This window comes from Anaerolineales bacterium, assembly GCA_019637755.1.
GTDB lineage: Bacteria > Chloroflexota > Anaerolineae > Anaerolineales > UBA11579 > JAMCZK01.
In genome coordinates this window covers 571,639-585,412 of record JAHBVC010000001.1, presented here as the reverse complement: position 1 = coordinate 585,412, position 13,774 = coordinate 571,639, and the positions used below count along the sequence as shown (strand labels likewise).

Genomic DNA, 13,774 nt, shown 5'->3' with positions numbered 1-13,774 from the left:
AGTGAAAGGAGGAACTCCTAATGTTCAACTCTCAAAAGGGTCAAGGGCTCGTAGAATATGCGCTGATCTTGGTGCTCGTCGCCATTGTGGTCATCGTCATCGTGTCCTTGCTCGGCGGATCTATCGGTAACGTATTCAGCAACATCATCGCCAATATCTAATTCGGTGTACATCTATTCGTAATACAGCCCTGGCAACCCCAGGGCTGTATTCGTCTGGCGGCTCGGTAGGGCATCGGCCTAGCCCATAGGCGGGATTGGCAAATTGACGAAATTTCATGTAGACTACTTCTGCGCCCATACCACCTTGTCGGGTGGGAAGGCGTCGAAAGGGTTTTAACTATGCGTGTAGGAAGACTATTAATCGTGCTGGCCATCCTGGTGATCTTGGCGCTGGTGGCTTTGTATGCCGTGCTCAATTCCAACGCGGGCGGCAGCGCGGATCAGCCGGTCAACACTGTGGATATTGTCATGGTGATGCAGCCGATCGCACGTGGCGAAGCGATCACCGCCGAACAATTGGGCCTGCTCTCCTACCCGAGTGACCAAACCATCGAAGGCATGTTTACCGATATCAGCCAGGTGACCGGCCGCCGTTCACGCTATGACCTGACGCCCGGTACGCCCCTGAATGCCAGCATGCTGGCCGACGACACTGAAGTGGTCGAGCAGGGTGGCTCGGATACCGCGCTGCTGATCCCTTCCGGCATGGTGGCCTTCCCGATCCCCATCGATCGCTTCTCCAGCCTGGCCTATGGCCTGCGCGCCGGTGATCATGTCAACGTCATCGCTACCTTGCTGCTAGTCGACTTGGATCAGAGCTTCCAGACGCAAACCCCCAACAACACCGCCGGCATTCTCGAGCCGGGCAACGCGCTGATGACCGGTGGCCAGACCAGCGAAGGCCAGAGCACCGCCAGCGTGGAGGCTAACGAGCTGATCAATGTGTTGACTGCCCAGGTGGTCAACGGCGGGCCGAGCGCCCAGTTGGGTACAGGCTTCGTTGACGAACAGACCGGCCAGCCCTTCTACGCCGTGCCCTCGGAGAGCCAGCGCCCGCGTCTGGTAAGCCAGACCCTGCTGCAGGATATTGTGGTGCTGCATGTCGGCAACCACCTGTACACCGATAGCGCCGGCAACGAAGTCAAGCCGGCCACCGCCAGCACCGAGATCGACCCGAACACCGGCCAGACGATCGAAGTGCCCGTGACGCCCGACCCGCCTGACATCATCACCCTGATCGTGACCCCGCAGGATGCGGTGACGCTTAACTACCTTATCTACGTGGGCGCCGAGCTCAATCTGGCTTTGCGCCCCAGTGGTGATGACAGCCTGGTGACCACCGAAGCGGTGACCTTGGAATTCCTGCTGAACACCTACAACATTCCGGTGCCCAGCAAGCTGCCGTATGGGTTGACGCCGCGCATTGACACGCTGATTTCGCCCACCCAACAGGATCAACTGCAGACCCTACCGCAACAACCCTAGGCCGCAAGAAAGGCAGAACGGATAGCCGTAGGATGGCCGCAGACGAAAAAATTCGCGTCTTAATTGTGGATGACGTAGCCGAAACACGCGAGAACATCCGCAAACTGTTACAGTTCGACGTGCAAATCGAAGTGGTGGGCGCCTCGCGCAATGGCTTGGAGGGCGTAGACCTGGCGATCGAAACCCAGCCGGATGTTGTGCTGATGGATATCAACATGCCGGATATGGATGGCATCAGTGCCACCGAGGCCATCCGCAAAAAAGTGCCGCACACCCAGATTGTGATCTTGTCGGTGCAGGGCGATTCGAATTACATGCGCCGCGCCATGTTGGCCGGGGCGCGTGATTTCCTCACCAAGCCCATCGATGTCGATGAGCTTACCGCGGCCATTCGCCGCGCGGGCCGCGTAGCCTGGAATGAGAAAGAGAAGCTTGCCTCCAGCGGCTTCAGCGGCCCGTCCGGATCGGGTAGCGGCAGCGGCACCTTGCTGCCGGGTGACCAGGGCCATGTGATCACCGTGTTTAGCCCCAAGGGCGGCACCGGCAAGACCACGCTGACGGCCAATTTAGCGGTCAGCATGCGCCAGCAGGGCCAAACCGTGGTGGCGGTCGACGGCAACTTGCAGTTCGGCGATCTGTCGTTCTTCTTCAATGAGCAAGGGCGCAACAATGTAGCCGATCTGGCCCCGCGCGCCGATGAGCTTGACCGCGAAGTAGTCGCCGAGGTGTTGCTGCGCCACGAAGCCTCGGGCGTGCACATTCTGGCGGCACCGATGCGCCCAGAGCAGGCCGATACGGTGAGCGGCGAACAATTTGGCTCCGTGGTGCGCTACCTCAGCCGCATGTACCCCTATGTGCTGGTGGATACCGGCTCCCTGTTAAATGAGCTCACCCTGGCGGCGCTGGACAGTGCCAGCATGGTCGTCTTGATGATCACGCAAGACATCCCTTCCATCAAGAATGCCCGCCTGTTCCTTGACCTGGCGGAAGGGGTGGGGCTCTCCAAAGAGCAGATCGTGCTGGTGATGAACCGCTTTGATAAGCGCCGCACCATCACTCCCGAGCGTGTGCGCGACAACTTCAAGAAAGAAGTGGCTGCAGTCATCCCGCTGGATGAAAAGCTGGTGGTGCCCGCCATGGATCGCGGCGAGCCGTTTGTGCTGCGCAATAGCAGCACGCCGGTGGCCAAGAGCATTGCCGATCTGGCTGGGTTGCTGATCCAAAAGCTCAAGGCCCAAGTGCCCAGCCAGATCGAAGTAAGTTAGGTGGCGGCAGGAGAATTAACCGATGTCATTGATGCGACGCCTGGAGCGTGGACAATCTGCCGAAGAAGCGCAACGTCAGGCGCCCACGCCCACTGAACGTAAAGGCCCCACCGGCGATCTGCCGGCGGGCAAAAATCCGCCCCCGCCGCGCCCCAACACGCTGCGCGCCCGCCGCATTACCCCCGGTGCGGCGCAGCCCGGCCGCGGCGGCTACATGGACCTTAAGACACGCGTGCAGACCCGCTTGCTCAGCGAGCTGGATCCCGCCCTCGACATCAAGAAGGATGAGGTGCGCCGCACCATCCAGGAGCTGTTTGAGCAGATCCTGCTGGAGGAGAACACCGTCCTCTCGCGGCCTGAGCGCCAGCGCCTGTTCGAGCAGATCGTGGCCGAGATCCTCGGCTTCGGCCCGCTGCAGCCGCTGCTGGATGACCGCAGCGTCACCGAAATCATGGTCAACGGCTACAAGAACGTCTACGTTGAACGCGGCGGCAAATTGCACCGCACGCCGATCACGTTCGAGAGCGATGCGCACGTCATGCGCATCATCGATCGCATCGTCGCCCCGCTGGGCCGCCGCGTCGATGAAGCCAGCCCGTATGTAGATGCGCGCTTGCCGGACGGCTCGCGCGTCAACGCCGTCATCCCGCCAATCTCCCTGGTGGGGCCGGCGCTCACCATCCGTATGTTCTCCAAAGACCCCATCACGGTCGATCAGTTGGTGGAGTACGGTTCGCTCACCACCGAATCGGTGATCTTCCTCAAAGCCTGTGTGGAAGCTAACCTCAACATCGTGATCTCCGGCGGTACTGGCTCGGGCAAGACCACCTTGCTCAACGTGCTCTCCAGCTTCATTCCCAGTGATCAACGTATCGTCACCATCGAAAACGCGGCGGAATTGCAACTGCGCCAGGAGCATGTGGTCACCCTGGAAACGCGCCCGGCCAACATTGAAGGCAAGGGGGCGATTGACGCCCAGCAACTGGTGGTGAACGCCCTGCGTATGCGCCCTGACCGCATTATCGTGGGTGAAATTCGTGCCGGTGAGGCGCTGGATATGCTCCAGGCGATGAACACCGGCCACGAAGGCTCGATGACCACTGCACATGCCAACGGCCCGCGCGACACCATCTCGCGTATCGAAACGATGACCTTGATGGCCGGCTATGACCTGCCCGTGCGCGCCATCCGCGAGCAGATCTCCTCGGCGATCGATCTGGTGGTACACGTCGACCGCCAGCGCGATGGCTCACGCAAAGTCGTCAACATCACCGAAGTGGTCGGCATGGAAGGCGATGTCATCACCCTCACCGACATCTTCCAATTTGAGCAGAGCGGCTTTGAGGATGGCAAGGTGATCGGCCAACTGCGCTCCACGGGCTTGCGCCCCAACTTCCTGCAACGCGTGGAGGATGCGGGTATTCACCTGCCCCCCAGCATCTTTGGCGTCGGGCAGCGCCCACGGTACTAGCCATGCCGGCGTGGATCCTTTGGACCGGCATCATCATCGCCATCGCCCTGTTTGGCATTGGCTTGGCGGTGACCCTGCGCAGCGAACGCTCCCTGGTGGACAAGCGCCTGGAAGGCTACCTGGCGGAGAAGCAAACCAAGCTGGAAGATGCCGAGCTGAGCAACACGAAGAACTCGGCGCTGACGCGCTGGGTCAACGAGCGCGTTGCCAGCACCAATTATGGCGACAACATCTCGCGTGAGTTGGCGCGCGCCGACATCAAGCTGAAATCGGGGGAATACATCATCCTGATGGCGGCGGCCAGCGTGTTCACTGGTTTGTTCTCGTATTTCTTCTTTGATGGTTCCTGGTTTCTAGCCCTCGTCGGCCTTATCTTTGGCCTGTTCATCCCGCGCTTCTTCGTCGGCTTCCAGCAGGCCAAGCGCCTGCAGAAATTCAATGACCAGTTGCCGGATATGCTCAACTTGATGGTCAACGGTTTGCGCACCGGCTTTTCGGCGCTGCAGGCGATGGAAGCGGTGAGCCGCGAGCTGCCCTCGCCGATCAGCGATGAATTTCGCCGCGTCGTGCAGGAAATGCAGCTCGGCGTTTCGATGGAAACCGCGCTGGATAACTTGCAGCGCCGCATCACCAGCGAAGATCTCGATCTGGCGGTCACCGCCATCAACATCCAACGTGAGGTGGGTGGCAACCTGGCCGAAATTCTGGATACGATCTCGCACACGGTGCGCGAGCGCATCCGCATTCAGGGTGAGATGCGCGCCATCACCGCTCAGGTCAAATACTCGGGGCGCTTCCTGGCACTGATGCCGCTGGGCCTCGGTTTGGCCCTGTGGGGGCTCAACCGGGACTATATGATGGAATTCTTCAAAGAGCCCGTGTTATGCGGCTACCTCATGCTGGGCGTCTCTGGCATCATGCTGGCGATCGGCTACTTTGTACTGGATAAGTCCAGCTCGGTGGAGATCTAGGCCATGATGTGGATTGCACTGCTCTTGTTGTTCGTCGTGATCGCTGGCGCCGTGGCGCTGGTGGTGCTCGGTTTGCGCGAAAGCCGCGGCGGCGACACTCTGTCTCGCCGCCTGGCGGAGTACGCCGAACGCGGCGAGATCACCAGCCTCGAAGAGATCGAACTTTCGCAGCCCTTCATGGAGCGCGTGGTCTACCCGGCGGCACAACGCTTTGGAGAACTGGCGCAGCGCTTCACCCCGCAAAACGCCATCACCGAAACGCGCCGCCTACTGGATATGGCTGCTGCGCCGCGCTGGCTGGAGCCTACCGTCTTCCTGGCCTCACGCTTGATCTTTGGCCTTGGCCTGGGCGGGTTGATGTTCTTTGTATTCTCGCTGTCGCCTACCACTTCGCCGTTTGCGCTCACCTCATTGCTGATCATCGGTGGCTCTGTATTCATCGGCTTCTTCCTGCCCAACATGCTGCTCAATCGCAGTGTGCGCCGCCGCCAGACCGAAGTGACCAAGGCCATGCCGGATGCGATGGATCTACTCACCATCTGTGTGGAGGCCGGCTTGGGCTTTGATGCCGCCATGCGCAAAGTGGTTGAGAAGTGGGATAACGATCTGGCGCGCGCCTTTGGCCGCGTATTGCAAGAGATCCAGTTGGGCAAGCTGCGCCGCGAGGCGTTGCGCGATATGGCTGACCGCCTGGGAGTGGATGAGATCAACACCTTCGTGGCGGCAGTGATCCAAAGCGAACAGTTGGGCGTTAGCATGGCACGCGTACTGCGCGTGCAGTCCGATGCCATGCGCATCAAGCGCCGCCAGCGCGCCGAGGAAAATGCCCAGAAGGCCCCAGTCAAAATGCTGCTGCCCATGGCATTGCTGATTTTCCCCACCATCATGATCATTTTGCTCGGGCCGGCGATCCTGCAGATCATGCGCTCCGGGGCGTTCTTCTAGCCTACGCATGGTGCGCAGGCTCTCGGGCCGTCTGTGGGGCGTCGCGGCGGGCTGGCTCTTCCCGCCACGCTGCGTAGGCTGCAATCAACTGGGCGAGATATGGTGTGCTGACTGCCAGGCCCGCGTCGAGGTCTTGGCGCCTCCGCTGTGCCCACAATGTAGTTACCCGCTCAGCGATCCGGCGGCAAGCTGTATGGCCTGTGAGCGCGTAGCATTTGCCTTCAGCGCTGCGCGCGCCTGGGGCCGCTATGCTGGCGTGCTGCGGCGGGCCATCCTCAAGCTCAAACACAAACGCAATCTGGCCCTGGCTGCGCAACTCAGCCGCCCGCTGGCCGCGATCTATCCGCCTGACTGGCAGGCCGACTGTGTGCTGCCCGTGCCGCTCAGCGCGCGCCGGCTAGCGCAGCGCGGGTATAACCCGGTGCAACTGCTGGCGGCACCGCTGGCGCAGCAGTTGCAGTTGCCGCTGCTGACCGGCACGCTGGTGCGTAGCCGCGATACCCGCCCGCAGATGGAATTGCAGATGCAGCAACGCTGGGCGAACGTGCAAGATGCCTTTGGCCTGCAGGGGCAGGCCGTACAGGGGCAGCGCGTCCTGTTGGTGGACGACATTATGACTACCGGGGCCACGGTGCAGGCCGCCGCGCGCACCTTGTTGGCGGGTGGGGCGCGCTCCGTGCATGTCCTCGTGCTGGCGCGAACATTGTGACAATTGCACTATATAAGCGCGGCGCGGGCTTTGGTACACTAGATTCGAACCTTTCTCTCACCCCTTTGGAGGCGCCATGTTGAACATCGAGATCTTTGGCCATGACCTGAAGGTAGATGACTCCCTCAATGAGCATGTCGAGTCGCGCGCATCCAAGCTGGAGCGCTATATCTCCGGCCTGGAGGAAGCCCGCGTGGATCTCTCGCACCGCCCCGCGGCCCGCGAGGCCGCCCATCGCTACAAGGCGCAAATTACGCTGCGCGGCAAGAAGTTTGTCTTGCGTTCTGAGCAGCGCTCGGACCAGATCCTGACCGCATTTGATTCGGCCCTGGAGCGCATCCAGCGCCAGATCGAACGCTACAAGGGCAAGCGCTACCGCGGCAAGGGCGATGGGGCCTCGATCAGCGATGAGGCTACCGAAGAGGTGGCCGCGCTCTACGAAGAGGAGCCGGTGGAGCAAGTGGTGCGCCGCAAGAAATTCCTGCTGCACCCGATGAGCGAAGGCGAGGCGATCGAGCAGATGAGCCTGCTGGGCCACCAGGATTTCTTTGTCTTCTACGATATGGAAGCCGGCGGGGTGAGCGTGCTCTACCGCCGCGGTGATGGTGACTTTGGCCTGATCAACACGGAGCTGGCCTAGGATGTCGTCCACTACCAAAGTGTATGAAGCGGCAAACCTACTGGATGGCGAGGTGGATCAGCCTGCCATCCAGCAGGCCGTCACCCAGATCCTGGGGGCGGTAGGCGAGGACCCGCAGCGCGAAGGGCTGCAGGGCACGCCCGACCGTGTGGCGCGCGCCTACAGCGAGCTGCTCTCTGGCTACCGTACCGACCCGGTGAAGCTGATCAACGGTGCTCTGTTTGAAGTGGAATACGATGACATGGTCATCGTGCGCGACATCGAATTCTTCAGCTTGTGTGAGCACCACATGCTGCCCTTCATCGGGCGCGCCCACGTGGCCTACATTCCACGCGGCAAGGTCATCGGCTTGTCCAAGATCCCACGCATGGTGGATATGTTCTCGCGCCGCTTGCAGGTGCAGGAGCGCCTGACGCGCCAGATCGCTGATTTCCTGTGCGGGGCGATCAACCCACTGGGGGCTGGCGTGGTGGTCGAGGCGCTACATATGTGCTCGATGATGCGCGGCGTAAAGAAGCACGATGCCCGCATGACCACCTCCACCATGGTGGGTAGCTTCCGCTCCAACCCCTCTACCCGCCAGGAGTTTTTGGATAATCTGGCGCGCGGGGCAGAACGGCTGAACTTCTAAACTCGGCTGGGCTGGCGATTGTGGCCGTATGCTCCGTATAGTATGATGGTACTGGTACCTTTAGCGTGCCAGGAGGTCTATATGCAGACCAGACATGAACGGGGCCAGGGGTTGGTGGAGTACGCCATCATCATTGTGTTTCTTGCCATTTTGTGCATCGTCGCGTTGCAGTTCTTGGCAGGTGGCATCTCGAATAGCTTGTACGATACCGTAATCAGCAATCTTTGATCCATCCCCACCATATCGGGGAGCAAAAATAGCCGGATCGCCGGCTATTTTTGATTCTTGCTTACAGTGTCAGCTCTACCGGTTGTAGTTGCTGCTGGTGGCGCAGGTCTTGGGCCAATTGCTGCAGTGTTTGCCCGCTGTGCGGGTCGGTCAGATCGGGCAAAAGCTCGCTGAGCGGCACGGCGATGTGCGCCGCCAGCCAGATCTCAGGATCGAGCGCCTCGCCGGCGTATACCAACAGGTCGAGGTCCAGTGGGCGCGGGGCATTGCGGTCGGCACTGCGCACGCGCCCCTGGGCCGCCTCCCGCGGGCGCAGCACGTGGGCTTTGAGGTCTGCCGCCTCGAGGCGGGTACGCAGCGCCGCGGCGGCATTCAGGAAGGTTGGCCCGCTGCCATGCAGCGGCGCCGAGCGCCATACGTTGGAAATCGCCACCAGGCGGGTATCGCCCGGCAGGCTGGGCTGGCGCAGCGCCGCGGCGGCCAGCGCCAGGTTCTCCGCAGGCGCGATATTGGCCCCCAGGCCAATATAGGCCAGTTGGGGCTCAGCCACCCGCCTCTCGCTCGATCTCCACGCCCACCGCGGCGGCAAAGCGCACCGCGCCCGGCTTCTCAACGCGCACCTTGGCGGCGCGGGCGCCGGGTTGCGCCAGGCAGATCGCAGCGATGTCGGCAGCCAGCGCTTCCACGGTTAGGCGCTGGGCTGTTTCCGTATGGGCGATGACCTGCTTGGCCACGGTACGGTAATTCACGCTGTCGTTGATGTCGTCGCTATGTCCGGCTTGCGTTAGATCCGCCTTGATCTCGATGTTGATCAAGATGTCCTGGGGGGTGGTGCGCTCCCAGTCGTTCAAACCGATGATGCCGCGCACAAGCAGATCTTTGATGATGAGTGTATCCATAGTTACACCAGGTGGCGTCCTCCATCCAAATGAATGATCTCCCCGGTGATGTAGCTGGGCCCGGTGAGCAGAAACAACAGGGTTTGTCCCACTTCCTCCAGCGTCGCCCAGCGGCCAGCGGGCACGTCTTTGATGATGGCGGCATTTTCGCCGCCATCACTGGGCGGCAGGATGGCGCCCAGGGCAATGCCATTCACGCGGATGTGCGGCGCCATGCTCTGCGCTAAGGCGCGCGTCAGGCCCGCCAGGGCCACCTTGCTGATCGTATAGGGCAGGTGGTCACCCGCCGGGCGCAGGGCGCGCCAATCCAGAATGTTGATGATGTGCCCGGAGCGCTGCCCGGCAGCCCGCCAGAATGCCTGGCTGAGCAGGAAGGGCGTAGTGAGGTTGAGGTCCAGATGGCGCTGCCAATCGGCCGCGCTGGTAGTCTCCAGGGTCAAGTCCTCGAAGATCGCCGCGCTGTTCACCAGGCCATCTACTGGCCCGTAGGCCTGGGCCTGCTGCAGTAGCGCGGTGGCCTGCTGCGGTTGGCTAAGATCAGCTTGCAGCAAATGGGCGCGTGCGCCAGTGGCGCTCAGCTCGGCGTGCAGGCGCGCGGCGGCATCGGCGGAGCGGTGGTAGTGCAGCAGCACGGTGCCGCCGGCGGCCGCCACGGCGCGCGCCAAGGCGGCGCCCACGCGCACCGCTGCGCCGGTGATCAGAATATGCTTGCCGGCCAATGACATGTATCTATTCTAACCCTGTGATTTTTCGCCGGCCGAGCGCATTAAATCAAAGTTAGAGGGCGGCGCGCAGCGCACAGCCCGACCTTGCGCGGGGTTAATATGGGCATGATGTTGGCACGCACTGCTTCTTCTTCCGCTTCCCCCGTAGTGTGGAAAGCGCCGCTATACTCCGCCGGGCTGGTGTTGGCGGTCTTGCTGGCCGCCTGCAGCCCGCACGCGGTATCCATCCTGCCGGAGGGCCAAATTCAGTTGCAGAACGGCACGCGCCAGATCAGCGAGGTATCCGAGGCCAGCGGCCAACTCACGCTCAGCGCCGATCTGCCCGCCATTCGCCCGGGCAGCCCGGATTTTCACGCCAGCCGCGTAGAGGATTTTGAACTGGCCTCTGGCGATGTGCAGTTGGTGGAATTCTTTGCCTACTGGTGCGCGGTGTGCAAGGCGGTGGCGCCTACGATCCATGGCCTCGAAAATATGTATGGCCACCAGGTGAACTTTGTTTATCTCGATCGGGATGATCCACAAACCCTGCGGGCGCAAGAGTTGCTGGGCTATACCTACCAGCCGCACTTCTTCCTGATTGGCCCTGAGGGCCAGGTGCTGGGGCAGTGGCGCGGCTATGTGGACGGGCAAGAGCTACAACGTGCCTTGCTCGATTCGTTGGCGCAATAGCACATTCACTACACCAGGTCAATCACGCGGCTGCTGCCTGAAATGCAGCGGCCCTTGCATTTAACCGCGCGGCGCGCTATACTTTCTATACCCACCCCATATGGGGGGGGGGGTATTCAGGAGGTGTGTATGCAGCATGCACAAGCCAGCAAACGCTTGAAGACGATCGAAGGGCATGTGCGCGGCATCCAGCGCATGGTGGATGATGGCGCCTATTGCATTGACATCATTCGGCAGATTCAGGCTACCCAGGCCGCCCTCAACAAGGTGAGCCAGATCGTGCTCGAAGAGCATATGCATTCCTGTGTCATCACCGCGGTGCGCGGCGAAGATGCGGCCGAACGCGAACGCGTGCTTGCCGAAATCGCCGAGGTGTACCAGGCGGCTACCAAGGTCTGAGGACCACAAGGAGAAACACCATGAACACGATTGTCTATAACGTTCCCAAGATCCACTGCGGGCATTGCACCCAAACCATCGAGAACGAGCTGGCCGAACTGCCCGGTGTGGAAGCTGTGAAAGCCAGCCTCGAGGATAAAAAGGTAATGGTGCGCTTTGTGGAACCAGCCACCGACGAGTCGGTCAAGGCGCTGCTCGCCGAAATCAATTACCCGGTGGCCTAAGCGCCGCACCCAGCACACCGGCGGCGGGTCCGCCGCCGGTGAGAAGGAAGCCAGCTATGGCTGTTGCCAGCAAGCAATACAACTTGCCCATTCTGGGCATGACCTGTGCCAATTGTGTTTCCACCGTGGAACGCAATCTCTACAAAGTGCCCGGGGTGGCGCATGCCAGCGTTAACCTCTCCAGCGAGCGCGCTGCGGTCGAGTTCGATCCCAGCCAGGCGAACCTGGATGCCATGCTGGCGCGCATCCGCAAGGCCGGCTACGATGTGGCCAGTGGTGAGGCGCAACTGGCCGTCACTAACTTGAATGACCCGGCGGACGCACGCCGCTTGCAGGCCGCCTGGCGCGGGGTGGATGGCGTGCTGGATGCCCAGGTCAACCCGGTGAGCGCGCAGGCGCGCATTCGCTACATTCCCACCATCGTCAACGAGGCCGAGCTGCGTGCCGCCGCCAAGGCGGCCGGCTTTGAGCTGGCCGCTGCCAGCGCCGGCGAGGATGTGGAAGCTGGCGTGCGCCGCAGCGAGATCGCCAAGCAGCGCCGCCTGATGTGGTTCAGCGTGTTGTTCACGCTGCCACTGTTCATCCTCTCGATGGGGCGCGATTTTGGCCTCTTCGGGCACTGGGCGCATGCCGGCTGGGTCGATTGGTTGTTCTTCGCCCTGGCTACTCCGGTGCAATTCATCGCCGGCTGGAGCTACTACGTCAACGGGTTCAAATCGCTGCGCAACCGCAGCGCCAACATGGATGTGCTCGTCGCCCTGGGTTCCTCAGTGGCGTACTTTTATTCTGTGGCGATCCTGCTCGGTATGTTCAGCGGCCACGGCTACTTTGAAACGTCGGCCACCATCATCACCCTGATCCGCGTGGGCAAGTATTTGGAAGTGAACGCCCGCGGCCGCACCGGCGATGCCATCCGCAAGCTGATCGGCTTGCAGCCCAAGCTGGCACGCGTGCTGCGCAACGGGGTCGAGCTGGAGATCCCCAGCGCTGAAGTGCAAGTGGGTGACCAGGTGATCGTGCGCCCGGGCGAGAAGTTCCCTGCGGATGGGCGCGTGCTCGAAGGGCTGAGCTCGGCGGACGAATCGATGATCAGCGGCGAATCTTTGCCGGTAAGCAAGGCGCCCGGTGACGAAGTCATCGGCGCTACGCTCAACAAACAAGGGCGCATTATCTTCGAGGCCACCAAGGTGGGCAAGGCTACTGCGCTGGCGCAGATCGTCAGCCTGGTGGAGCATGCTCAAAGCACGCGCCCGCCGATCCAAAAGCTGGGCGACAAGATCTCCGAAATCTTTGTGCCGGCCGTGATCGTGATTGCCAGCATCACCTTCTTGTTGTGGTACTTCGTCTTCCCCACCGGTACGCCGGATGCCACGCTGACGCGCGCCCTGATCAACACCGCCGCGGTGTTGCTGATCGCCTGCCCGTGCGCCATGGGCCTGGCTACGCCCACCGCGGTGATGGTGGGCAGCGGGCGCGGCGCTGAGATGGGCGTGTTGATTAAATCGGGGGAAGCGCTGGAGCAGGCCGCCGATATTTCCATGGTGCTGCTGGACAAGACCGGCACGCTGACCCGCGGCCAGCCGGCGCTCACCGATGTGCTGCTGGGCGAGTACCCCGCCGGCGAAGATGCGTTGCTGCGCCTGGCGGCGAGTGTGGAAGATGCCAGTGAGCATCCGCTGGGCGAGGCCATCGTGGCCGCCGCCAACGCCCGCGAGCTGCCGCTGAGCCGCCCGGCGCACTTCGAAGCTTTGGCGGGCCGCGGCGTGGCCGCCGAGTTTGAAGGCGCCCAGGTACTGATCGGCAACCTGGGCCTGATGCACTCGCACCAGATCGCCTTAGGCGATCTGGCCGGTGCCGGCGAACGCCTGCACCAGGAAGGCAAGACTGCGATCTATATTGCGGTGGATGGGCGCCTGGCAGCGATCTTCGGCGTGGCCGATACGCTCAAAGAGCATGCGCACGCGGTGATCAACGAGTTGCACGCCATGGGCTTGCAGGTGGGTATGATCACCGGTGATGCGCGCGGCGTAGCCGACGCGGTAGGCCGCCAGCTTGGCCTGGATTATGTGCTGGCCGAAGTATTGCCGGAGCAGAAAGCCGCCGAGGTGACCCAGCTGCAGGCGGCGGGCCACAAAGTGGCGATGGTGGGCGATGGCATCAACGATGCCCCAGCGCTGGCGCAGGCCGATCTGGGCATTGCCATCGGCACCGGCACAGATGTAGCCATGGCCACCGCCCCGGTGGTGCTGATGACCGGTGATCTGCGCGGTGTGCCCCGCGCGATTGCGCTCTCCAAGCGCACCCTGCGCACCATCAAGCAGAATCTGTTCTGGGCCTTTATCTACAACATCCTGCTCATCCCGGCGGCGGCCTTGGGCTTCCTCAGCCCGATCCTGGCGGCGGGCGCTATGGCATTGAGTGACATCTTCGTGATCGGTAACAGCCTGCGCTTGCGCAAGGCCAAGATCTAGTTGGCGAGGGCGGGGCTATGCCCCGCCCTTCATTTTCGTT

General features: G+C 61.9%; 17 protein-coding genes. 14 read left to right on the top strand and 3 right to left on the bottom strand.

Annotated features, from left to right (window positions below; all coding sequences use genetic code 11):
• Positions 1-20: 20 nt before the first annotated feature.
• The 10 genes from KF821_03015 (at position 21) to KF821_02970 (ending at position 8,347) form a co-directional block, all read left to right on the top strand.
• Positions 21-161, top strand: coding sequence for a Flp family type IVb pilin (locus tag KF821_03015; protein ID MBX3004781.1), 141 nt, complete (start codon positions 21-23; stop codon positions 159-161).
• A gap of 180 nt (positions 162-341) precedes the next feature.
• Positions 342-1,487 (top strand): Flp pilus assembly protein CpaB, encoded by a 1,146-nt coding sequence (cpaB, locus tag KF821_03010; protein ID MBX3004780.1) that lies wholly within the window; start codon positions 342-344, stop codon positions 1,485-1,487.
• Positions 1,488-1,519: 32 nt separating this feature from the next.
• A complete protein-coding gene (locus KF821_03005) occupies positions 1,520-2,752 on the top strand; it encodes a response regulator (GenBank protein ID MBX3004779.1) in 1,233 nt (410 codons plus the stop codon).
• A 214-nt stretch (positions 2,753-2,966) separates the two neighbouring features.
• Entirely contained in the window at positions 2,967-4,223 is a 1,257-nt protein-coding gene (locus KF821_03000) for a CpaF family protein (GenBank protein ID MBX3004778.1), read from the top strand.
• A gap of 2 nt (positions 4,224-4,225) precedes the next feature.
• Complete coding sequence (locus KF821_02995) at positions 4,226-5,194, top strand: type II secretion system F family protein (protein MBX3004777.1); 969 nt, start codon at positions 4,226-4,228, stop codon at positions 5,192-5,194.
• A gap of 3 nt (positions 5,195-5,197) precedes the next feature.
• Positions 5,198-6,139, top strand: coding sequence for a type II secretion system F family protein (locus KF821_02990; GenBank protein MBX3004776.1), 942 nt, complete (start codon positions 5,198-5,200; stop codon positions 6,137-6,139).
• Between the two features lie 7 nt (positions 6,140-6,146).
• Positions 6,147-6,848, top strand: a complete 702-nt coding sequence (locus KF821_02985; protein ID MBX3004775.1) for a ComF family protein — start codon at positions 6,147-6,149, stop codon at positions 6,846-6,848.
• Between the two features lie 76 nt (positions 6,849-6,924).
• Positions 6,925-7,488, top strand: a complete 564-nt coding sequence (gene raiA, locus KF821_02980; GenBank protein ID MBX3004774.1) for a ribosome-associated translation inhibitor RaiA — start codon at positions 6,925-6,927, stop codon at positions 7,486-7,488.
• Position 7,489: 1 nt separating this feature from the next.
• On the top strand, positions 7,490-8,119 hold the full coding sequence (folE, locus tag KF821_02975; GenBank protein ID MBX3004773.1) for a GTP cyclohydrolase I FolE: 630 nt from the start codon (positions 7,490-7,492) through the stop codon (positions 8,117-8,119).
• An 81-nt stretch (positions 8,120-8,200) separates the two neighbouring features.
• Positions 8,201-8,347: a pilus assembly protein gene (locus tag KF821_02970; protein MBX3004772.1), complete on the top strand. Its 147-nt coding sequence runs from the start codon at positions 8,201-8,203 to the stop codon at positions 8,345-8,347.
• Positions 8,348-8,408: 61 nt separating this feature from the next.
• Here KF821_02970 and folK read toward each other — a convergent pair whose 3' ends face one another.
• The 3 genes from folK to KF821_02955 are packed head-to-tail and all read right to left on the bottom strand — an operon-like array spanning position 8,409 to position 9,971.
• Positions 8,409-8,897 (bottom strand): 2-amino-4-hydroxy-6-hydroxymethyldihydropteridine diphosphokinase, encoded by a 489-nt coding sequence (gene folK / locus KF821_02965; protein ID MBX3004771.1) that lies wholly within the window; start codon positions 8,895-8,897, stop codon positions 8,409-8,411.
• A complete protein-coding gene (gene folB, locus KF821_02960; GenBank protein MBX3004770.1) occupies positions 8,890-9,246 on the bottom strand; it encodes a dihydroneopterin aldolase in 357 nt (118 codons plus the stop codon). The genes folK and folB overlap by 8 nt, the downstream gene beginning before the upstream one ends.
• Positions 9,247-9,248: 2 nt before the next feature.
• The gene (locus tag KF821_02955) at positions 9,249-9,971 is read right to left on the bottom strand and encodes an SDR family oxidoreductase (GenBank protein ID MBX3004769.1); all 723 of its coding nucleotides are present in this window, start codon (positions 9,969-9,971) and stop codon (positions 9,249-9,251) included.
• Between the two features lie 108 nt (positions 9,972-10,079).
• On the opposite strand from KF821_02955, the gene traF reads away from it, so the two are divergent.
• From traF to KF821_02935, 4 genes are all read left to right on the top strand, one after another.
• Entirely contained in the window at positions 10,080-10,640 is a 561-nt protein-coding gene (gene traF / locus KF821_02950; GenBank protein MBX3004768.1) for a conjugal transfer protein TraF, read from the top strand.
• A gap of 129 nt (positions 10,641-10,769) precedes the next feature.
• Positions 10,770-11,039, top strand: a complete 270-nt coding sequence (locus KF821_02945; GenBank protein MBX3004767.1) for a metal-sensitive transcriptional regulator — start codon at positions 10,770-10,772, stop codon at positions 11,037-11,039.
• Positions 11,040-11,059: 20 nt separating this feature from the next.
• Entirely contained in the window at positions 11,060-11,263 is a 204-nt protein-coding gene (locus KF821_02940; protein ID MBX3004766.1) for a heavy-metal-associated domain-containing protein, read from the top strand.
• Positions 11,264-11,319: 56 nt separating this feature from the next.
• Positions 11,320-13,734: a copper-translocating P-type ATPase gene (locus KF821_02935; GenBank protein ID MBX3004765.1), complete on the top strand. Its 2,415-nt coding sequence runs from the start codon at positions 11,320-11,322 to the stop codon at positions 13,732-13,734.
• Positions 13,735-13,774 lie beyond the last annotated feature (40 nt).

Bases quoted from the DNA above. Each gene is read 5' to 3' on its own strand.
- KF821_03015 (MBX3004781.1), top strand. From the start codon at position 21: ATGTTCAACTCTCAAAAGGGTCAAGGGCTCGTAGAATATGCGCTGATC.
- cpaB (MBX3004780.1), top strand. From the start codon at position 342: ATGCGTGTAGGAAGACTATTAATCGTGCTGGCCATCCTGGTGATCTTG.
- KF821_03005 (MBX3004779.1), top strand. From the start codon at position 1,520: ATGGCCGCAGACGAAAAAATTCGCGTCTTAATTGTGGATGACGTAGCC.
- KF821_03000 (MBX3004778.1), top strand. From the start codon at position 2,967: ATGGACCTTAAGACACGCGTGCAGACCCGCTTGCTCAGCGAGCTGGAT.
- KF821_02995 (MBX3004777.1), top strand. From the start codon at position 4,226: ATGCCGGCGTGGATCCTTTGGACCGGCATCATCATCGCCATCGCCCTG.
- KF821_02990 (MBX3004776.1), top strand. From the start codon at position 5,198: ATGATGTGGATTGCACTGCTCTTGTTGTTCGTCGTGATCGCTGGCGCC.
- KF821_02985 (MBX3004775.1), top strand. From the start codon at position 6,147: ATGGTGCGCAGGCTCTCGGGCCGTCTGTGGGGCGTCGCGGCGGGCTGG.
- raiA (MBX3004774.1), top strand. From the start codon at position 6,925: ATGTTGAACATCGAGATCTTTGGCCATGACCTGAAGGTAGATGACTCC.
- folE (MBX3004773.1), top strand. From the start codon at position 7,490: ATGTCGTCCACTACCAAAGTGTATGAAGCGGCAAACCTACTGGATGGC.
- KF821_02970 (MBX3004772.1), top strand. From the start codon at position 8,201: ATGCAGACCAGACATGAACGGGGCCAGGGGTTGGTGGAGTACGCCATC.
- folB (MBX3004770.1), bottom strand. From the start codon at position 9,246: ATGGATACACTCATCATCAAAGATCTGCTTGTGCGCGGCATCATCGGT.
- KF821_02955 (MBX3004769.1), bottom strand. From the start codon at position 9,971: ATGTCATTGGCCGGCAAGCATATTCTGATCACCGGCGCAGCGGTGCGC.
- traF (MBX3004768.1), top strand. From the start codon at position 10,080: ATGTTGGCACGCACTGCTTCTTCTTCCGCTTCCCCCGTAGTGTGGAAA.
- KF821_02945 (MBX3004767.1), top strand. From the start codon at position 10,770: ATGCAGCATGCACAAGCCAGCAAACGCTTGAAGACGATCGAAGGGCAT.
- KF821_02940 (MBX3004766.1), top strand. From the start codon at position 11,060: ATGAACACGATTGTCTATAACGTTCCCAAGATCCACTGCGGGCATTGC.
- KF821_02935 (MBX3004765.1), top strand. From the start codon at position 11,320: ATGGCTGTTGCCAGCAAGCAATACAACTTGCCCATTCTGGGCATGACC.